At 68.5% G+C, this 19802-nt stretch carries 16 protein-coding genes and 2 riboswitches; of the genes, 7 read left to right on the top strand and 9 right to left on the bottom strand.

Going from position 1 to position 19802, the window contains the following annotated elements:
* Positions 1 to 159 precede the first annotated feature (159 nt).
* Positions 160 to 735 carry a DUF3106 domain-containing protein gene (locus QMZ26_RS05935; protein WP_200732503.1) on the bottom strand — a complete coding sequence of 192 codons (576 nt, stop codon included), beginning with the start codon at positions 733 to 735 and terminating at the stop codon, positions 160 to 162.
* On the bottom strand, positions 728 to 1726 hold the full coding sequence (locus tag QMZ26_RS05940; protein ID WP_283220870.1) for a hypothetical protein: 999 nt from the start codon (positions 1724 to 1726) through the stop codon (positions 728 to 730). The genes QMZ26_RS05935 and QMZ26_RS05940 overlap by 8 nt, the downstream gene beginning before the upstream one ends.
* A gap of 414 nt (positions 1727 to 2140) precedes the next feature.
* Here QMZ26_RS05940 and QMZ26_RS05945 point away from each other — a divergent pair, with 414 nt between their 5' ends.
* Positions 2141 to 4318 (top strand): primosomal protein N', encoded by a 2178-nt coding sequence (locus tag QMZ26_RS05945; RefSeq protein ID WP_283220871.1) that lies wholly within the window; start codon positions 2141 to 2143, stop codon positions 4316 to 4318.
* Between the two features lie 40 nt (positions 4319 to 4358).
* On the opposite strand, the gene QMZ26_RS05950 is transcribed toward QMZ26_RS05945, so the two are convergent.
* Positions 4359 to 4979: a glutathione S-transferase gene (locus QMZ26_RS05950; protein ID WP_079223662.1), complete on the bottom strand. Its 621-nt coding sequence runs from the start codon at positions 4977 to 4979 to the stop codon at positions 4359 to 4361.
* A gap of 82 nt (positions 4980 to 5061) precedes the next feature.
* Positions 5062 to 5838: an NYN domain-containing protein gene (locus QMZ26_RS05955; RefSeq protein WP_079225393.1), complete on the bottom strand. Its 777-nt coding sequence runs from the start codon at positions 5836 to 5838 to the stop codon at positions 5062 to 5064.
* A 108-nt stretch (positions 5839 to 5946) separates the two neighbouring features.
* Between QMZ26_RS05955 and QMZ26_RS05960 the strand changes: the two genes are divergently transcribed.
* Together QMZ26_RS05960 and QMZ26_RS05965 are read left to right on the top strand one after the other, a co-directional pair.
* Entirely contained in the window at positions 5947 to 7224 is a 1278-nt protein-coding gene (locus tag QMZ26_RS05960) for an NAD(P)/FAD-dependent oxidoreductase (RefSeq protein ID WP_200732506.1), read from the top strand.
* A 59-nt stretch (positions 7225 to 7283) separates the two neighbouring features.
* Entirely contained in the window at positions 7284 to 7604 is a 321-nt protein-coding gene (locus QMZ26_RS05965) for a DUF2004 domain-containing protein (protein ID WP_283220872.1), read from the top strand.
* A 155-nt stretch (positions 7605 to 7759) separates the two neighbouring features.
* Here the strand turns inward: QMZ26_RS05965 and QMZ26_RS05970 are convergent, their stop codons facing one another.
* Positions 7760 to 8170, bottom strand: a complete 411-nt coding sequence (locus QMZ26_RS05970) for a hypothetical protein (protein WP_283220873.1) — start codon at positions 8168 to 8170, stop codon at positions 7760 to 7762.
* 74 nt (positions 8171 to 8244) lie between these two features.
* A complete protein-coding gene (locus tag QMZ26_RS05975; protein ID WP_283220874.1) occupies positions 8245 to 8520 on the bottom strand; it encodes a GIY-YIG nuclease family protein in 276 nt (91 codons plus the stop codon).
* 40 nt (positions 8521 to 8560) lie between these two features.
* Positions 8561 to 8650: riboswitch (glycine riboswitch) on the top strand.
* Between the two features lie 13 nt (positions 8651 to 8663).
* Positions 8664 to 8767, top strand: a riboswitch (glycine riboswitch).
* A gap of 84 nt (positions 8768 to 8851) precedes the next feature.
* On the opposite strand from QMZ26_RS05975, the gene QMZ26_RS05980 reads away from it, so the two are divergent.
* The 4 genes from QMZ26_RS05980 (at position 8852) to QMZ26_RS05995 (ending at position 17098) form a co-directional block, all read left to right on the top strand.
* The gene (locus QMZ26_RS05980) at positions 8852 to 9469 is read left to right on the top strand and encodes a trimeric intracellular cation channel family protein (protein WP_079223669.1); all 618 of its coding nucleotides are present in this window, start codon (positions 8852 to 8854) and stop codon (positions 9467 to 9469) included.
* A gap of 308 nt (positions 9470 to 9777) precedes the next feature.
* The gene (locus QMZ26_RS05985; protein WP_283220875.1) at positions 9778 to 10962 is read left to right on the top strand and encodes an MdtA/MuxA family multidrug efflux RND transporter periplasmic adaptor subunit; all 1185 of its coding nucleotides are present in this window, start codon (positions 9778 to 9780) and stop codon (positions 10960 to 10962) included.
* Complete coding sequence (locus tag QMZ26_RS05990; RefSeq protein ID WP_283220876.1) at positions 10959 to 14036, top strand: multidrug efflux RND transporter permease subunit; 3078 nt, start codon at positions 10959 to 10961, stop codon at positions 14034 to 14036. Before QMZ26_RS05985 ends, QMZ26_RS05990 begins: the two co-directional genes overlap by 4 nt.
* Positions 14033 to 17098 (top strand): efflux RND transporter permease subunit, encoded by a 3066-nt coding sequence (locus tag QMZ26_RS05995; RefSeq protein ID WP_283220877.1) that lies wholly within the window; start codon positions 14033 to 14035, stop codon positions 17096 to 17098. Before QMZ26_RS05990 ends, QMZ26_RS05995 begins: the two co-directional genes overlap by 4 nt.
* A gap of 63 nt (positions 17099 to 17161) precedes the next feature.
* Here the strand turns inward: QMZ26_RS05995 and QMZ26_RS06000 are convergent, their stop codons facing one another.
* The 3 genes from QMZ26_RS06000 to QMZ26_RS06010 form a co-directional block, all read right to left on the bottom strand.
* Complete coding sequence (locus QMZ26_RS06000) at positions 17162 to 17698, bottom strand: type II TA system antitoxin MqsA family protein (RefSeq protein ID WP_283220878.1); 537 nt, start codon at positions 17696 to 17698, stop codon at positions 17162 to 17164.
* 28 nt (positions 17699 to 17726) lie between these two features.
* Positions 17727 to 18164: a hypothetical protein gene (locus tag QMZ26_RS06005; RefSeq protein ID WP_283220879.1), complete on the bottom strand. Its 438-nt coding sequence runs from the start codon at positions 18162 to 18164 to the stop codon at positions 17727 to 17729.
* Between the two features lie 510 nt (positions 18165 to 18674).
* Positions 18675 to 19748: a 3-deoxy-7-phosphoheptulonate synthase gene (locus QMZ26_RS06010; protein WP_200732514.1), complete on the bottom strand. Its 1074-nt coding sequence runs from the start codon at positions 19746 to 19748 to the stop codon at positions 18675 to 18677.
* Positions 19749 to 19802 lie beyond the last annotated feature (54 nt).

Below are 19802 nucleotides of genomic sequence, written 5' to 3' on the forward strand. Positions count from 1 at the left end.
CTACGGTTGCGCGCGAAGGGCACAGGCACCGGGTTGCGGCCGGTCATTTTACGGGCAAACGGTGCCGCCCGCTGGGTAGCGTCGACCGTTGGTCGACTGCTCTTCACGTGGATCCCGGCAACACGCGCGTGCTGCGCGATCGTCGACCAACGGTCGACTCTACTGGCCGGCCTGGCGCTTCAGCCAGGCGTCGCGCTCGGCCGCCGGCACGGCGAGGAAGGCGCTGCGCACGGCGTCGCGTTCCTGCGGCGGGGTGCGCTGGGCCACCAGTGTCAATTGCGTCAACTGCGCGGGACTGAGCTGCCGCAGCGCGGCCAACGCCGCCTCGCGCTGCTCCGGCGGCACCAGGCCGAACAGGCCGTGCAGCTTGGGGAACTGCATGCCCAGCTGCGGCCCCAGCCGCCAGCCATCGCGGAAGGTCTGGTCCTGGGCCTGGAACTGCTCGCGCAGGCGCTGCTGCTGTTCGGCCGGCAGCGCGGCAAAGCGGGCGGCCGCCTGGCGGATGCGTTCGCGTTCGCCCTCCGGCAGTGCCTTCCACGAGGCGTAATCGGCGCGACGCTGGCGCTGCTGCTCCGGGCTGAGCTGGGCGAAGGCGGCAGGCGAGCGCGTATCGGCCATCGATGCCGGCGTTGCGCCCGCTGGTGCGGGCGGCAGCGGAACCTCCAGCGAAGGCGGCGCGGCCGCCAGTGACAGCGGCAGGGCCAGCAGCATGCTGGCAAACAGGAATTTATTCATCGGCAGCAGCGGTTTCCAGCGCGGCACCGACCGGCTCGGGGCGGGTCGGCTTGGGTTCGGATTCATCCACGGGCAGCGGGCCGCCCGCAGCGCTCCACGCATACAGGTCGGCATCGGCGGCCAGCGGATAGTCGCGGTCGGCCAGCATGGCGGCATCTTCGGCCGCGTTGCCGTCAGCGCCGGCCGTCGGCAGCACATCGCTGGCCGGCAGGGATTCAACGGTCACCGGACCGGACTCGGCGACCACGCCTTCCGGCAGCGGTGCATCGCTGGCCGTCGCGTGATGCTGCCAGTAACGCCAGCCAAGGGCGGCCGCCAGCAGCACCACCACCGTCGCCAGCAGGATGGCCGGGCCGCGCCAGCGCGGCGCACCGTTGCTGGCGCGGCGGCGCTTGGGCGTGGCGCGCTCGTCGCGCTCCGGCGTGCGCCAGCTGGCGGTAGGAGGCTGGTTGTTCGCGGCCGGTGCCGAAGGCTGCTGCAGCTGCTGCAGGCGCTTGGCCGGCAGATCGCGGATGCGCAGCTGCACCTGCTCGGCCAGGCCGCGCCAGGCGGCGGCATCAGGCTGGCCATGGGCATCACGCGGGCAGGCGGCAGCCAGCAGCTGCTGGTAGCCCTCCTCATCGATGTCCAGCACGCGGGTGGCGATGCCTTCATCCAGGCTGCCGCCGACCCGCAGCAGCAGGGCCAGGCGCGGCAGCGGCGGCATGTCGCCCAGCGCGGCCAGCGACGGCGGCCATTGCCCGGCGGCCGGCTCGCGCAGGGCCTGGCGCTGGCCCAGCAGGGTCCAGAAGCGGGTCGGCCACTGCGCCATCGGCAGGTCACTGGCCACGGCGGAGAAGGCGCGCATCACCGCGACCAGGGTCTGCTCGGCGCGGGCGGGGTCACCGCACTGCAGCTCGGCAACCACCAGCGCGCGGCGCTCGACGCCACGCAGGAACGCCGACAGCGCGCCGGCCGCGGTCGAGGAAACAGGGGCGGGCACAGCCGTCATCGGTTACTCCAAAGGTCTGACGGCATGATAGCGGCAGCCCGTCGGCGGCCGGCAGGACTTGCGCCCACGGGCACTTCGTGCTGCAGGTTGTGCACAGCATCAATGCGGTCCCCGGCCGATTCGTTGTGAAGCCGCGGATTCACCTTGTTTCAGCAATGTTTCACAGTCAACTAATTGATTTTCATACTGTTTTTAGTATGGCTATTTTTTGACCAACCCGAGTGTAAAGCCGTCGCCATCGGCCTCACGCGCGCCCGCCGACCGGTAACGCACAACGTTATCCACAGAAGATGTGGATAAGACTGAATCTCTAATAGCCACCGATATTTAGGTGACATTTATGATTCACCGGCAGGCGCGGGCGACGCCATCGCCTCTGCCATCGGCCCCCGCCCTGCCCGTTACACTGCCCCGATGCTCGCCCCCATCCCGACCCTGCAGGTCGCCCTGCCCGTCCCGCTGCCGCGCCTGTTCGACTACCTGCCACCGGAAGGCCCGGGCCCGGCCGTGCCGGTCGGCTGCCGCCTGAAGGTGCCGTTCGGCAACCGCGAGCTGGTGGGGATGGTGGCCGGCCACGGCCAGGTGGACGACGGCCAGGGCCTGCGCCAGGCGCTGGCCTGGTGCGACCCGCAGCCGCTGCTGCAGGGTGAGCTGTGGCAGAGCCTGCAGTGGCTGGCCCGCTACACCCATTCACCCTTGGGCGAAGTGGTGAACACCGCCCTGCCCGGCCCGCTGCGGCACGGCGAGGCCCTGCCCGACACCCATCACTGGGGCTGGCAGCTGACCGCCGCCGGCCAGGCCCAGCGCGAAAAGCTGCGCGCCGGCACCCGCCCGCGACAACTGGCCGAACTGCTGGGCGAGGCCGTGGTCGACGAAGACGTGCTGGGCGCGCGCATGGACGACTGGCGCACCGCCGCGCGCAGCCTGGCCAAGCGCGAACTGGCCGAGCGCGTGGCCCTGAGCGTGGCGCCGCAGCATGCGCAGCCGCTGCCCGGCCCCACCCTGAACCCGGAGCAGGCCGAGGCCGTGGCCGCGATCACCGCCGCCGCGGGCTTCCACGCTTTCCTGCTGGACGGAGTGACCGGCAGCGGCAAGACGGAGGTCTACCTGCAGGCCATCATCCACTGCCTGGCGCAGGGGAAGCAGGCGCTGGTGCTGGTGCCGGAAATCGGCCTGACCCCGCAGACCCTGGCGCGCTTCCGCGGCCGCCTCGGCATCGCGGTGCATGCACTGCATTCGGGCTTGAACGACAACGAGCGCGCCCGCGTGTGGGCCGCTGCCTCGCGCGGCGAAGCACGGGTGATCGTCGGCACCCGTTCGGCGGTATTCACTCCGCTGCCGCAGGCCGGCCTGCTGATCGTCGACGAGGAACACGACGGCAGCTACAAGCAGCAGGACGGCATCCGCTACCACGCCCGCGATTTCGCCCTGGTGCGGGCCAAGGCGCTGGGCATTCCGGTGCTGCTGGGCAGCGCCACGCCGTCGCTGGAAACCCTGCACAACGCCTACGCCGGCCGCTACACGCACCTGCGCCTGAAGCAGCGCGCCGGTGATGCACGGCCACCGCGCGTGCGCATCCTCGATGTGCGCAAGCGGCCGCTGCACGATGGGCTCTCTGCCGACGTGCTGGCCGGTATCGGCGAACACCTGCAGCGCGGCCAGCAGGTGCTGGTGTTCAAGAACCGCCGCGGCTATGCACCGGTGCTGCTGTGCCATGACTGCGGCTGGACCGCGCCCTGCCAGCGGTGCGATGCGCCGATGACCGTGCACGGCGGCGGCCGTCGCCTGCAATGCCACCACTGCGGTGCGCGGCAGCCGGCGCCGCTGGCCTGCCCGGCCTGTGCCAGCCTCGCGCTGCAGCCGCAGGGCATCGGTACCGAACGCCTGGAAGAGCACCTGGTCAGCGCCTTCGCCGATTACCCGGTGGTGCGCATCGACCGCGGCACCACCTCGCGCCGCGATGCCCTGGAACAGCAGCTGGCGAAGCTGGGCAACCAGCCCGGCATCCTGGTCGGCACGCAGATCCTGGCCAAGGGCCACGACCTGCCCAAGCTGACCCTGGTGGTGGTGGTGGGCATCGACGAAGGCCTGTTCTCGGCCGACTTCCGCGCCAGCGAGAAGCTGGCCCAGCAGTTGATCCAGGTGGCCGGCCGTGCCGGTCGCGCGCGCGACCCCGGCGAAGTCTGGCTGCAGACCCATCACCCGGGGCACCCGTTGCTGGAAACCCTGGTGAGCGGTGGCTACCACCCGTTCGCGCAGGCCGAATTGAACCAGCGCCAGGCCGCAGGCTTCCCGCCCTTCGCGCACCTGGCACTGATGCGTGCCGAAGCCCAGCAGGTGGAGCATGCCAACGCGTTCCTGCTGGCGGCGCGGCAGCTGCTGGGCGAACAGAACGTGGTGGAAGCCTATGGGCCGATGCCGGCGCCGATGCCGCGCCGCGCCGGTTACCAGCGCACGCAGCTGCTGCTGTCGGCCATGCAGCGGCCACCGCTGCACGGCGTGCTGGCACAGCTGGTGCCGCAGCTGTATGCGCTGCCGGAGGCACGCAAGGTGCGCTGGTCGCTGGATGTGGATCCGACGGACCTGTATTGAAGGTCCGCCACATCCGCCGGGCATGGCCCGGCGCTACCCGTCAGGTCAGCGGCGACATCACGCCGCGCTGGTAGGCGGGGCGCTCGCGCAGGCGGGCATACCAGTCTGCCAGGTGCGGCAGCTCCGGGCGCTGGATCGGCAGTTCGTACCAGGCGTAGATCAACGAACCCAGCGGAATGTCGCCCATCGCGAATTTCTCGCCCGACAGCCACGGCTGGTTGGCCAGGGTCGCATCGGCCATCGCCAGGTAATCACCGGCGCGCACGATGGCGGCGCTGATGCGTGCTTCATCACGGTCGGCCGGCGCGGTGCGCATGATGCCCCAGATCAGTTCGGAGTACAGCGCGGCCATCCGCGAGGTGCTCCAGTCCATCCACTTCTCGGCCTGCGCGCGTTCCATCGCGTCTTCGGCGTACAGCGTGCCCAGCGAATAGCGCGCGCTCAGGTAGCGCACGATGGTGTTCGATTCCCACAGCGGCAGGCCGTGGTCTTCGATCACCGGCACCAGGCTGTTGGGGTTCATCGCCACGTATTCGGCCGACTGCGTGCCGCCATGGCTGCCGCCCACTTCGATGGATTCATACGGCAGGCCGATTTCCTCGGCGCACCACAGCACCTTGCGGACGTTGCTGGAATTACGGCGGCCCCAGATCTTCAACATTGCGGTTTTCCTTGCCTGCAGCGGTGCGCCACGGTGGCGCGGAGCCGCTACGATACGCCCATCAAACGCGATGCGCGTGGCATCACCGGTTCTTCTTCGGCAGCGCGCGCACGTAGGACGATTTGCCGTCCTTCTTCAGCTCGAACAGGCCGATGGCCGCCAGCAGGTCGCTCAGCTTGCCGTAGCCATAGTTGCGCGGGTCGAACGAGGCCTGGTTGCCGATCTGGCTGCCGACCGGACCCAGGTGCGACCAGCCATCCTCGCCCTCGGCGGCCGACACCGCACGCCGCAGCATCTTCACCAGGCGCGTGTCGTTGCGCAGTTCCGCGCTGTTCTTGCGCGGGCGCACCTCGTCGCTGGCCACCTGCCCGCTGGGCGCCTGCTCTGCCCCGGCCTCGGCATCGGGAACACTGGCATGGGTCTGGCCCAGCGCTTCCAGGTAAGTGAACTTGGAGCAGGCGTTGACGAACGGCTCGGGCGTCTTCTTCTCGCCGAAGCCATACACTTTCACGCCGTCGGTCAGCAGGCGCATCACCATCGGGGTGAAGTCGGCATCGCTGGACACGATGGCGAAGCCATCAAGATTGCGCGCGTACAGCAGGTCCATCGCATCGATGACCATGGCCATGTCAGAGGCGTTCTTGCCCTTGCTGTAGGCAAACTGCTGGATCGGGCGGATGGCGTACTCGTGCAGCACCGATTCCCAGCCTTTCAGGCGCGGGCTCTTCCAGTTGCCATAGGCGCGGCGCACGTTGGCCACGCCGTAGCGGGCCACCTCGGCCAGGACTTCGTCGATCTTCGATGCCGGCGCATTGTCGGCGTCGATCAACAGGGCGATGCGCTTTTCCGGTTCGGACATGATTTCCTCGGTGGGCTGCAGGCTGAGCGGAGTATCGCCCATGGCCACTGCCGGCCATGTGACGTGCGATGATGCAGGGCGACATCCATCCCCCTCTGGAGTACGTCGATGCGCCGCGAACCAGTCCCCCACCTGGTCATCATCGGCGGCGGTTTTGCGGGCCTCTGGGCCACCCGGGCCCTGGCCCGCGAGAAGATCAGGATCACCCTGCTCGACCGCCGCAACCACCACCTGTTCCAACCCCTGCTGTACCAGGTCGCCACCGCCGGCCTGTCCGCCCCCGATATCGCCGCCCCGCTGCGGCATATCCTCGGCCACCAGCGCAACGTGGAAGTGCGCCTGGGCGAGGTCGTCGCCATCGACAAGGCCGCCCGCCAGGTGCAGCTGGCCGACGGCAGCACCCTGGGCTACGACAGCCTGCTGCTGGCCACCGGCGCCACCCACGCCTACTTCGGCAACGACCAGTGGGCGGCCGATGCGCCGGGCCTGAAGACCCTGGACGATGCCATCGCCCTGCGCCGCAAGCTGCTGCTGGCCTTCGAACGTGCCGAGGCCGAACCGGACCCGGCGAAGAAGGCCGCCTGGCTGAGTTTCGCGGTGGTCGGCGGCGGCCCCACCGGCGTCGAACTGGCCGGCACCCTGGCCGAGATCGCCCGCCACACCCTGCGCAATGAATTCCGCCACATCGACCCGGCCAGCGCCAAGGTGCGCCTGGTCGAGGCCGGCCCGCGCGTGCTGTCCTCCTTCCCCGAGGTGCTTTCGCTGAAGGCCCGCCGGCAGCTGGAAAAGCTGGGCGTGGAAGTGCTGACCGGCACCCCGGTGAGCGACATCGACAGCCAGGGCTTCACGCTGGGCGAGCAGTTCGTGCCCGCACGCACCGTGGTCTGGGCCGCAGGCGTGGCCGCTTCGCCGCTGGCGCGCACGCTGGACGTGCCGCTGGACCGCGCCGGCCGCGTGCTGGTGCAGCCTGACCTGACCCTGCCCGGCCACCCCGAACTGTTCGTGGCCGGCGACCTGGCCGCGGTGAACCAGGCCAACGGCAAGCCCGTGCCCGGCGTGGCGCCCGCCGCCAAGCAGATGGGCAAGTACGTGGCCGATGCCATCCGCGCGCGCCTGCATGGCAAGCCGGCACCGGCGCCGTTCAAATACGCCGACTACGGCAACCTGGCCACCATCGGCCGCATGGCCGCCATCGTGCATCTGGGCAAGCTGCAGCTGTCGGGCATCCTCGCCTGGTGGTTCTGGCTGGCCGCGCACGTGTTCTTCCTCATCGGCTTCCGCAACCGCGTGGTGGTGCTGCTGAACTGGGCGGTGGCGTACTGGAGCTACCAGCGCAGCGCGCGCATCATCTTCGGCGATGACCAGGAAGACCGACGGCCGAGGTAGATCCACGCCATGCGTGGATGATTGAACCCCGCCTCCCAATCACTACTCAAAGGAATGCCATGACCACCCCCACCGCCCAGCAGAAACGCGCCCGCATCGCCCTTGAACAGTTGCTGGGCACCGAAGAAGGCGAAGACAGCGTCGACCTGTTCGTCCAGCATCATCTGGACGAGATCGAAGCCGATTACTGGAACGCGCAACTGGGCACGGCCACGCCGGCGGCCGGCGCGGTGCTGGGCCTGCTGCAGCCGCGCGAGCCGTGGGAAGACGAGGGTTCAGTGCACGTCGATTTCGAGCTGCCGGGCGACGTCTCGCAGTATGTGCTGAGTGTCGAACTCAATGGGGACGGCGAAGTGCTTGGCGTTTCGATGGAGAGCTGAGCACGGCGACGAGATCCACGCACGCCATGTGCAAATGAAGGTGTAGAGCCGAGCCCATGCTCGGCTCCTGAACTGCCAACGCAGCCGAGCATGGGCTCGGCTCTACGCAAGCGCGCCACATGGGCCGGAGGGCGTCATCCACGCATCGCGTGGATCTACATCAGGCCCATTTCATCGGCGCCCAGCTGCATGTACATGAACGCGGCGGCTTCGTCGGACATCGGCTGGCCCTGCGGGAAGCTGTCGAGCCAGGCGGTGATGCGCGCATGGCGATCCTTCAACGCATCGCCCATTGCCTGCTTCTCCGCTGCGGTCGCACGCGCCTGCATCTCCTCGCGCAGCAGGTCATCGCCGATGCCCCATTTTTCGGCCAGCGGAATCAGGTCGACCAGATCAGGCGGCACCCGGTCGCGGCGCAGGTGGATGGGCTCGGGCGTGGCCGGGCCACGCTGCGCGGCCAGCTCTGCGGCGCTGCCGATCTGCCCGTGCTGCAGCGGCGGCGGGGTCTGGGCGCAGGCCGGCAGGGCGGTACCGAGGGTCAACAGCAGCATCCAGCGGGGTTTCATCGAACCGCTTCCTGTGTCGATGGCTGTGGCGATCATGGCATGGCCGGATGTCCCCATCCACGCATGGCGTGGATCTACGGGACGGCCTCGGCTGGGGCCTGCAGCCAGGCCAGCTTGCGTTCGCGTGGCTGCTGCTTGAGCTGCCACTCGGCGCGGGAGGCGGCCGCACGGTCCGGGTACTCACGCACGGCCAGCACGCGCAGCGGCGGCCGGGCCCGGGTGTAGCGGGCGCCCTTGCCGGCCTGGTGGGCGGCGAAACGCGCCTGCACATCGGTGCTGATGCCGGCGTAATAGCTGCCGTCCCGGCATTCAAGCAGGTACAGGAACCACGGGCGGAGTGACGGGGCCATGCCCGGATTATGCCGTGCTGCACTGCAGCGGATATACTGGCGCCCGAATGCAGGAGAGAGGCGCCACGCTGGCGCCCGCCGAAGGCGCAGGCTCCCATGATCGCTCAGGCCGGTGGGCTGGAATCCCACCAACCATGCATTCGACTCGCCGAGCTGGAGAGAGGTCACCGGGCACGCCCGGGACGATCCGCCGAAGGGGCACGCGGCCTACGCCGCTGAACTCTCAGGCAAAAGGACAGCGGGAGCGGCACCGGTCATCGTCATCCCGTCATTGCGCAGGCAGTGGCGGTATACGCGCATGGCCGGCCCCACCGCGCCCGGAGCCTGTCCCATGCTGCTGTCCATCATCTATCTCGTTGCCATTTCCGCCGAAGCCATGACCGGTGCGCTGTCCGCCGGCCGCCGCCGCATGGACCTGTTCGGCGTGGTCATGATCGCCTGCGTCACCGCCCTTGGCGGCGGTTCGCTGCGCGACATCCTGCTCGGCCACTACCCACTGGGCTGGGTGAAGCACCCCGAGTACCTGGGCTTCACCGTATGCGCGGCGCTGATCGCTACCTGGGTGGCGCGCTGGATGCACCATTTCCGCCGCACCTTCCTGGTGCTCGATGGCCTGGGCCTGATCGCCTTCACCCTGATCGGCTGCTCGATCGCGCGCGAGGCCGGCCATGCCATGCCCATCGTGCTGATCGCCGGCATGCTCACCGGTGCCTTCGGCGGCGTGCTGCGCGACATCCTCTGCAACGAGGTGCCGCTGATCTTCCAGAAGGAGCTGTACGCGATCATTTCGCTGCTGACCGGCGCGGTGTACCTGCTGCTGCTGCGCTGGGGCGTGGCCGATGCGACGGCCATCCTGTGCTGCCTGGGCGGTGGCTTCGCGCTGCGCCTGCTGGCGATCCATTACCGCTGGGAAATGCCCAAGTTCGTGTACCACGACGAAGTGCATTGAGTGTGTCCGCCGGGCGTGGCCCGGCGCTACCGATGACCATGCGCTGTTCGTAGCGTCGAGCTTGCTCGACGGCTCCTGACTACGGCAGTCGAGCAAGCTCGACTCTACAAGAGCGGTCGGGCATGACCTTGGTCATGCGGCATTCGTGGGTCTGATTGGCTACCATTGACGCCCCGTCGCTCGCGCGGCGGCATCCAGCCACACCGCGTCGCGGTCCCGCCAGACACTCCCCTCCCCCGTTGCCCGCTGCGCATGATGCGCGACCGGGCGTACATGTCCCTGCGCGTGCGCAGGGCGCAGGATGCCCCATGTCCGCTGTTGAGCCGTCCCGTAGCACCCCGCCCCGTTCCCGCCGCGCGTGGGTGATCGCCGCCGCCGTCATCGTCGCCGGCCTGCTGGCCTGGTGGGCGTGGCCGCGCACCGAGGCAATCGCGGACGCAGGCCCGGGCAAGACCGTGCCGGTGCGCGTGGCCCGGGCCAGCGCCGAACCGCTGCAGCTGCGCCTGAAGGCTGTCGGCACGGTCACCCCGCTGCACAGCGTGGTGGTGCGCAGCCGCGTGGATGGCGAACTGCTGCGCCTGCACTTCCAGGAAGGCCAGCAAGTGAAAGCCGGCGACCTGCTCGCACAGATCGACCCGCGCCCGTATGAAGTGAAGCTGGCGCAGGCGCAGGGCACCCAGCAGCAGAACCTGGCCGAACTTGAGAACGCCGAGCGCCAGCTGCAGCGCTACCGCGAACTGCAGAAGCAGAACTACGTATCCGGGCAGGAACTGAGCGACCAGCAGAGCAAGGTGCGGCAGCTGCAGGGCCGTCGCATCAGCGACCAGGCCTCGGTGGACGAAGCACGCCTGCAGCTGCAGTACACCCGCATCACCGCGCCGGTCAGCGGCCGCGTCGGCCTGCGCCGCCTCGATGTCGGCAACCTGGTGCACGCCAGCGATACCGAAGGCCTGGTGACCCTGGCGCAGACCGCGCCGATCAGCGTGCTGTTCACCGTGCCCGAACCGGAACTGCCGGCCCTGCTGGATGCCGTGCAGGCCCAGGCCGGTCTGCCGGTGGAAGCCTGGGACCGCAGTGAAAGCAAGGCGCTGGCGCAGGGCACGCTGTCCAGCGTCGACAACCGCATCGACACCGCCACCGGCACGCTGAAACTGCGCGCGCAGTTCGACAACGCGAGCCTGGCCCTGTTCCCCAACCAGTTCGTCAACGTGCGCCTGCAGCTGGGCGAACAGCCGGCGCTGCTGATTCCCGATGCCGCCGTGCAGTTCGGCAGCCAGGGCAACTACGTGCACATCGTCGACAAGGACAACAAGGCGCAGCGCCGCACCGTGGTGCTGGGGCCGGCCGATGAGGGCCGCGTGGCCGTGCGCTCCGGCCTGCAGGCCGGCGACCAGGTGGTGATCGAAGGCATCGACGGCCTGGAAGATGGCACCGCGGTGGAAATCGTGGCCGAACCCGCTGCCACGGCGAAGGCGGCCAAGGCCGGCGCATGAACCTGTCGCGCCCGTTCATCCTGCGCCCGGTCGCCACCACTCTGCTGATGGTGGCGCTGCTGCTGTCGGGCGTGCTGGCCTACCGCCTGCTGCCGGTGGCGGCGCTGCCGCAGGTCGATTACCCGATCATCCAGATCACCACGCTGTACCCGGGCGCCAGCCCGGAACTGACCACGCGCACGATCACCGCGCCACTGGAACGCCAGCTCGGCCAGATTCCCGGCCTGAAGCAGCTGTCCTCCACCAGCTCCGGGGGTGCCTCGGTCATCACCCTGCAGTTCGGCCTGGACGTATCGCTGGACGTGGCCGAGCAGGACGTGCAGGCGGCGATCAATGCGGCCGGCAGCTTCCTGCCCGGCGATCTGCCGGTGCCGCCGGTGTACCGCAAGGTCAATCCGGCCGACACGCCCATCCTCACCCTGGCGGTGACCTCGCAGGCGCTTGCGCTGCCGCAGGTGCACGACCTGGTGGATACCCGCATCGCGCAGCGCCTGGCACAGCTGCCCGGCGTCGGCCTGGTCAGCCTGGCCGGTGGCCAGCGCCCCGCTGTGCGCATCCAGGTGAATCCGGCTGCACTGGCTGCCAACGGCCTGGGCATGGACCACATCCGCACCGCGATCGCTGCGGCCAACGTCAACCTGCCCAAGGGCAGTTTCGACGGCCCGATCCGCGCGGTGATGCTCGATGCCAATGACCAGATGCGCAGCGTGGAGGAGTACCGCGCCCTGGTGCTGGCCTGGCGCGAAGGCGCGCCGCTGCGGCTGGGCGACGTGGCCACCATCACCGACGGCGCCGAGAACCGCCAGCTGGCCGCCTGGAGCGGCACCACGCCGGCGGTGCTGGTGAACATCCAGCGCCAGCCCGGCGCGAACGTGATCGCCGTGGTCGAACAGGTGCGGACGCTGCTGCCGCAGCTGCAGGCCACGCTGCCGGCCGGCGTGCAGATGAACGTGCTGAGCGACCGCACCGAATCGATCCGCGCCTCCGTGCGCGGCGTGCAGAAGGAACTGGTGCTGGCCATCGGCCTGGTGGTGCTGGTCACCTGGGTATTCCTGCGCAACCTGCCGGCCACGCTCATTCCCAGCATCGCGGTGCCGCTGTCGCTCATCGGCACCTTCGCGGTGATGCTGCTGGCCGGCTATTCGCTCAACAACCTCACGCTGATGGCGCTGACCATCGCCACCGGCTTCGTCGTGGACGATGCCATCGTGATGCTGGAAAACATCGCCCGCCACCTGGAAGAAGGCGAAAGCCCACGCGAAGCCGCGCTGAAGGGTGCGGCCGAAATCGGCTTCACCCTGGTCTCGCTGACCGTCTCGCTGATCGCGGTGCTGATCCCGCTGCTGTTCATGGCCGACCTGGTGGGCGCGCTGTTCCATGAGTTCGCGGTGACGCTGGCGGTGGCGATCGGTATCTCGCTGCTGGTGTCGCTCACCCTGACGCCGATGCTGTGCGCGCGGTTCCTCAAGCCGCATGCGAAGACCGCGCACGCGCCGGATGTGTTCGACCGCATCATCGCCGTCTACGACCGCCAGCTGCAGTGGGTGCTGCAGCGCCAGCCGCTGATGCTGCTGGCCACCGTCGCTACGCTGGCGCTGACCGTGGCGCTGTACTTCGCCGTGCCCAAGGGCTTCTTCCCGGTGCAGGATGCCGGCCTGGTGCAGGGCATCAGCGAAGCACCGCAGGCCATCTCGTTCCAGGCCATGCGCGAGCGCCAGCAGGCGCTGGCGGCGGCCATCGAAGCGGACGAAGCGGTGGCCAGCGTGTCGTCCTACATCGGCGTGGACGGCAACAACGCCACGCTCAACACAGGCCGCCTGCTGATCGAGCTGAAGCCGCATGGCGACCGCGATGGCGCCGCCGTGGTGATGGAGCGCCTGCAGCAGCGCGTGTCGAAGATCCCCGGCATCACTCTGTACCTGCAGCCGGTGCAGGAGCTGGGCATCGAAGACCGCATCAGCCGCAACCAGTACCAGTTCACCCTCACCACGCCCGAACAGCAGACGCTGGAAACCTGGACGCCGAAGCTGCTGCAGGCCCTGCGCCAGCAGCCGGCCCTGCGCGATGTGGCCAGCGACCTGCAGATGCAGGGCCGGCAGGCGCGGGTGAACATCGACCGCGATGCGGCCGCACGCCTGGGCGTCAGCGTGGAAGCGGTGGCCGACGCACTGTACGACGCCTACGGGCAGCGGCAGATTTCCACCATCTTCACCCAGGCCAGCCAGTACCGCGTGGTGCTGGAAGCCGATCCGTCACGCCAGCCCGGGCCCGATGCCATCAGTGGCCTGCGCGTGCGCAACAGCACCGGGCAGACCGTGCCGCTGGGCGCGGTGGCGCGGGTGGAACTGGGGCCGGCCGCGCTGCTGCGCAACCACGTCGGCCAGTTCCCGGCGGCCACGATCTCGTTCAACCTGGCACCGGGCGCATCACTGGGCGAAGCCACCGCGGCCGTGGAAGCGGCGCGCGCGCAGGTTGCCCTGCCCGAAAGCATCGAACTGCGCCTGCAGGGCGCGGCGGCGGCGTTCAGCAGTTCGCTGTCGTCCACGCTGTGGCTGATCCTGGCCGCGGTGGTGGTGATGTACATCGTGCTCGGCGTGCTCTATGAAAGCTTCGTGCACCCGATCACCATCCTGTCCACGCTGCCCTCGGCCACGGTGGGCGCGCTGGCGGCACTGTGGGTGAGCGGGCGCAGCCTGGACCTGATCGCCGTGATCGGCATCGTGCTGCTGATCGGCCTGGTGAAGAAGAACGCGATCATGATGATCGACTTCGCGCTGGACGCGCAGCGCACGCGTGGCATGACGCCACGCGAGGCAATCCACCAGGCGGCGCTGCTGCGCTTCCGTCCCATCCTGATGACCACGCTGGCCGCGCTGTTCGGCGCGGTGCCGCTGATGCTCGCCAGTGGTTCCGGCGCGGAACTGCGGCAGCCGCTGGGCTGGGTGATGGTCGGCGGCCTGCTGGTCAGCCAGGTGCTGACCCTGTTCACCACGCCGGTCATCTACCTGGCCTTCGACCGCCTGCAGCGCAGGCGCTCGGCCACCCTTGCCACGCCTGAAGAGGCGCGCGCATGAGCCCCATCGCACGCCTGGCCCAGGCCTGCGTGCAGCGACCGGTGGCGACGATCCTGCTGGCGGTGGCGCTGGTCCTGGCCGGCCTGCTGGCGCTGCGGCTGCTGCCGGTGGCACCGCTGCCGCAGGTGGATTACCCGGCCATCGAAGTCAGCGCCAGCCTGCCCGGCGCCTCGCCCGAATCGATGGCCGCCACCGTGGCCACGCCGCTGGAGCGCGCCCTCGGCAGCCTGCCCGGCATCTCGCGCATCGATTCGGCCAGCACCCAGGGGCAGACCTCGGTGGAGCTGAAGTTCGTGCTCGGCCGCGACATCGACGAAGCCGCGCGCGAAGTGCAGGCGGCGATCAACCTCGCACGCGGGCAGCTGCCCAGCGGCATGCCGGGCATGCCGCAGTACCGCAAGGTGAATCCCTCGCAGGCGCCGATCCTGGCGCTGGCACTGACCTCGGACACGCTGCCGCCGGGCCAGTTGTACGACCTGGCCTCCACCGTGCTGGCGCAGAAGCTTTCGCAGGTGCCGGGCGTGGGCGAAGTGCAGGTGGGCGGCAGCGCCCTGCCGGCGGTGCGCGTGTCGCTGGACCCGAATGCGCTCAACCATGCCGGCCTGGCACTGGAAGACGTGGCCCAGGTGATCGAACGCGCCAACGCAGTGCGGCCGCTGGGTGCAGTGGGCGATGACCGCCAGCACTGGCAGCTGGAAGCACCGCTGCAGCTGCGCCAGGCCGCGCAGTACCGCGAGCTGGCAGTGAAGGTGAGCGACGACCGCACGCTGCGCCTCGGCGATATAGCGGTGGTGGCCGACGGGGTGGAAGACCGTTATGCCAGCGGCTTCCACAACGAACGCCCGGCGGTGCTGCTGATCGTCAGCCGCCAGCCCGGCGCGAACATCATCGCCACCGTCGATGCCATCCAGGCGCAGCTGCCGCAGCTGCACGCGCTGCTGCCGTCCAACGTCGACATGCGGCTGGTGATGGACCGCTCGCCGGTCATCCGCGCCACCCTGCACGAAGCCGAGCTGACCCTGGTGCTGGCCATCGCCCTGGTGGTGCTGGTGGTGCTGGCCTTCCTGGGCCACTGGCGGGCGGCGCTGGTGCCCAGCGTGGCCATTCCGGTGGTGCTGTTCGGCACGCTGGCGCTGGTCGCGTTGATGGGCTTTTCGCTCAACACGCTTTCGCTGATGGCCTTGATCGTGGCCGCCGTGCTGGTGGTGGACGATGCGATCGTGGTGCTGGAGAACATCGCGCGCCACCGCGAACTCGGCGCCGACCGCTGGCAGGCTGCGGTACGCGGCGCGGCCGAAGTGGGTGCCACGCTGCTGTCGATGAACGTCGCGCTGGCCGTGGTGTTCGTCTCCATCCTGTTCCTGGATGACTTCGTCGAGCGCCTGTTCCGCGAATTCTCGCTGACCCTGGTGGCGGCGATGAGCGTGTCGGTGGTAATTGCACTGAGCCTGGTGCCGATGCTGTGTGCGCGCCTGTTCGTCGATGACGCGCAGCACGCCTCGCGCTGGCAGCGTGGCAGCAACGCGCTGTTCGAGCGCGTGCGTGCGGCGTACCTGCGCACGCTGCAGGCCAGCCTGCGCCACCTGCGCTGGCCGCTGCTGGCCTTCGTGGCGGTCATCGCGCTCAACGCCTGGCTGTTCCAGCAGGTGCCCAAGGGCGTGGTGCCCAAGCAGGACACCGCACAGCTGCGCGGTTTCGCGCGTGGCGATGATGGCCTCTCGTTCCAAGCCATGCAGCCGAAGATCGATGCCTACCGCAAACTGCTGCTGTCCGACCCGGCCATCGAGGACATCATCGGCTATATCGGTGGCAGCAACGGCGTCAACAACGCCTTCATCATGATCAAGATGAAGCCGCTGGCCGAGCGCAAGGTGTCCAGCCAGGAAGTGATCGACCGCCTGCGCGCGCGCCTGCCCAAGCTGCCCGGCGGCAACCTGTACCTGTGGGTGGACCAGGACATCCGCCTGGAAGGGGGCGGCAGCAGCGGCCAGTACGAATTCCAGCTGCTGTCGGCGGACATGGCGCCGCTGCGCGAGTGGGCCCCGAAGGTCGGCGCCGCGCTGCGCGCCCTGCCCGAGCTGGTGGACGTGGAAGCGCAGGGCGAGGCCGGCATGCGCCAGGTGGTGCTGGACATCGACCGCGAAGCCGCCGCGCGCCACGGCGTGGACCTGCGCACGGTGGCCAGCATGCTCAACAACTCCTTCAGCCAGCGCCAGGTCGCCACGCTCTACGACAGCCTCAACCAGTACCGCGTGGTGATGGAGCTGGACCCCAGGCACACCCAGGACCCGGGCACGCTGGCGCGCCTGCAGGTGGTGGATGGCAGCGGCCAGCGCATTCCGCTGTCCACCATCGCCAGCTGGCGCTATGGCATGGCGCCGGACCGCATCTACCACAGCGAACAGTTCGCCTCGATCTGGATCGAATTCGCATTGGCGCCGGGTGTCGGCCTGGAGCAGGCCACGCAGGCCATCAACACCGCCATGGCGAAGCTGATGCTGCCGCGCACCGTGCAGGCCAAGCTGTCCGGCGAAGCCGGTGGCCTGGACAGCCTGCGCGCGCGCCAGCTGTGGCTGGTGCTGGGCGCCACGCTGGCGGTCTACCTGGTGCTGGGCATCCTCTACGAGAGCTTCCTGCAGCCGCTGGTGATCCTGTCCACCCTGCCCTCTGCCGGCATCGGCGCACTGCTGGCGCTGTGGGTGTTCGGCAACGAACTGAACCTGATCGCCCTGCTCGGCTTGTTCCTGCTGGTGGGCGTGGTGATGAAGAACACCATCCTGCTGGTGGATTTCGCCTTGGCCGGCGAGCGCCGTGGCCTGAGCGCGCACGACGCGGTGATGGATGCGGCACGGCTTCGCCTGCGGCCGATCCTGATGACTTCACTGGCGGCGCTGCTGGGCACGCTGCCGCTGATGCTCACCAATGGCGAGGGCTGGGAGCTGCGGCAGCCGCTGGGCATCGCGATCGTGGGCGGGTTGCTGGTCAGCCAGTGGCTGACGCTGTACACGACGCCGGCGATGTACCTGGCGTTGGCGAGGGTGCGGAAAAAGAGCGCCATGTAGAGTCGAGCCATGCTCGACTGCATTCTGCGTCAGTCGAGCATGGATCGACTACAGAAAGGCGGATCAGCGCGCTGATCGGGCAGGCCCTCTCGGCGTGCCGGGTGTGGCCCTACGGCTTCTCGCCACACGCCGTGCAGGCTTGGTTGCAGCTTCCCGCGGCGGGTCCAGCAATGGCACCACCGTGCCCGTGCGCTCGGCAAGCCACCGCACCACGTCCGGTTTCTCCGTCGCCAGCGCGAGCAGCATCGTCGTGGCATCGTCAGGATACGTTGCTTCATTCTCGTAGCGGGAAAACGCGATTGCGCCTTTTCCAAAGAGCTTGGCCGCTGCGCGCTGGGTCAAGCCATAGCGCCGCCGGAGCGCCAGCACATCTTCGCCCAGCAGCAGGCCCCCATAGTGTTCACGCCGTGCGGCAAGCCTGCTGAGGTTTTCGATCTGCTGCGCCGCACTGGTTACCGTAGCGCCACAAGCGGGGCACTGCATCACCAGCAGCTCGACCACTACGCGGTGGCCGCGTGGATTGAAATGCCGTTCGCGCGTGGATGCCACCAGTTGCGCCTGCTGGCAGGCGGGACACATCCGAGGGGTAGCTTTGTTCATGGTGTGCTCCGGTCAAGCGTATGGCGCTCTACAAATGGCAACTGAGAAAAACGATCCGCAGACTTCCATCCTGGCCAACTGAAAACTTGAGGTAGTAGTTGATGTCCGATCGGTTGATCCGGCACTTCCGCACATCGTCGTAGCGGATGGCGTAGGCGTCGCATGGATGCCAGTTGCCCCGCTGGTCTGTGCACCATTCCGATCTTCTGTAGCCCTCTGCGTGCAGGCACACCAGACAGTCCAGCAGATCGCCCAGCGTCCAACGCAGGTTTTCCAGATCCCTCTGTGCTTTGTGGATGGCCACCCAGACATCGTCCGGCTGCAACCCGCCTGTGTGCACGCATTGCTGCAAGGCCAGCAGATCAATCAAGGGCAACCCGCGAACACTGATCGCCCGGCGCGACGTCCCGGAGTTCTGGAGCCGCTGCAATTGTGTCGGATCAACCCTCCACAGCACCGGCTTCAATTTATCACCGTGATAAGTTTCGTCAAGTTCATAGCCACGCTTCCGCTCCTGCCGCCCTAGGTTGGCGCTCCCCGGACGGACAACCGTGAGGCGCAGGCAGGGCAAGGGGAATGGCCGTTTGCGGCAGAGAGCGCCGGGCGCGGGAGAGGCCCGTCTGCAGCCTGCAGATTCTTCAGTGGAATCAGTGAGGTATGGTTCCGATGGAAGCCTGCCAGGCGCAGGATCATCGATAGCCGGGAGCGCCCAGGCGGGGATGATGTGGTTGCCGACGGGTCGTAGCCGTCATGGGCGGGCAATCATCCACGCGTGGCGTGGATCTACTGCGTCAGTCGAGCATGGCTCGACGCTACAAAAACCGGTATCTCCACCCCGGCGATGTACCTGGCGCTGTCGTACTTACGCAGCGCCAGGCGCATCGCCGGTGCGGACGGGCCGGTCTCCAACTCCGACCGACCCTGATCGCGGCCGCACCCCCGCAGGCGCTGGCCGCCATCCACACATGTGCCGCACTCAAGCGGCTTCGGACACCTTCACTTCACGACGGGCGCGCACGGCAGCGGCCAAGCGCTCCAGCACCTGCACGGTGGTGTCCCAATCAATGCAGCCATCGGTGATGCTCTGGCCGTAGACCAGCGGCTGGCCTTCCACCAGTTCCTGGCGGCCACCGACCAGATGGCTTTCCACCATCACGCCCACGATGCGCTGTTCGCCGTCTTCCAGCTGGGTGGCGATGTCCTCGATCACTTTCGGCTGGTTTTCGGGGTTCTTGAGGCTGTTGGCGTGGCTGGCATCGATCATCAGGCGCGTCGGCAGCTTGGCCTTGGCCAGTGCCTGGCAGGCCTCGCCGACGCTGGCTGCGTCGTAGTTCGGCTGCTTGCCGCCACGCAGGATCACATGGCAATCCGGGTTGCCGGTGGTCGACACGATGGCGGTGCCGCCCTGCTTGGTGACCGACAGGAAGTGATGCGGGTTCGATGCTGCACCCACGGCATCGGCGGCAATCTTGACGTTGCCGTCGGTGCCGTTCTTGAAGCCGACCGGGCAGGACAAGCCCGAAGCGAGTTCGCGGTGCACCTGGCTTTCAGTGGTACGTGCACCGATGGCACCCCACGCAACCAGGTCGGCGATGTACTGCGGCGAGATCACATCGAGGAACTCGACGCCGGCCGGCAGGCCCAGCTTGTTGATGTCACGCAGCAGGCCGCGGGCAATGCGCAGGCCCTTGTCGATCTTGAAGCTGCCATCCAGGTCCGGATCGTTGATCAGGCCCTTCCAGCCCACCGTGGTGCGCGGCTTTTCGAAGTACACGCGCATGACGATTTCCAGTTCGCCGGCCAGCGCATCGCGCAGGGGCTTCAGGCGCTGGGCGTATTCGATGGCGGCGTGCGGGTCGTGGATCGAGCACGGGCCCACCACCACCGCCAGGCGGTCGTCACGGCCATGCAGGATCTCGTGCAGGGCCGCGCGCGAGGCGCTGACGGTGTCGGAGGCTTCATCGTCGCAGGGCAGCACCGCCAGCAGCTGGGCGGGCGGTGTCAGCGGTTCGATGGTGCGGATACGCAGGTCGTCGGTGTGCGGGGGCATTGCGGGGGTTCTCCGGAACGTTGGGGGTCCCCAGCGTGGCGACATGAAAAAAGC

The sequence above is a fragment of the Stenotrophomonas sp. PFBMAA-4 genome (assembly GCF_030053215.1).
GTDB lineage: Bacteria > Pseudomonadota > Gammaproteobacteria > Xanthomonadales > Xanthomonadaceae > Stenotrophomonas.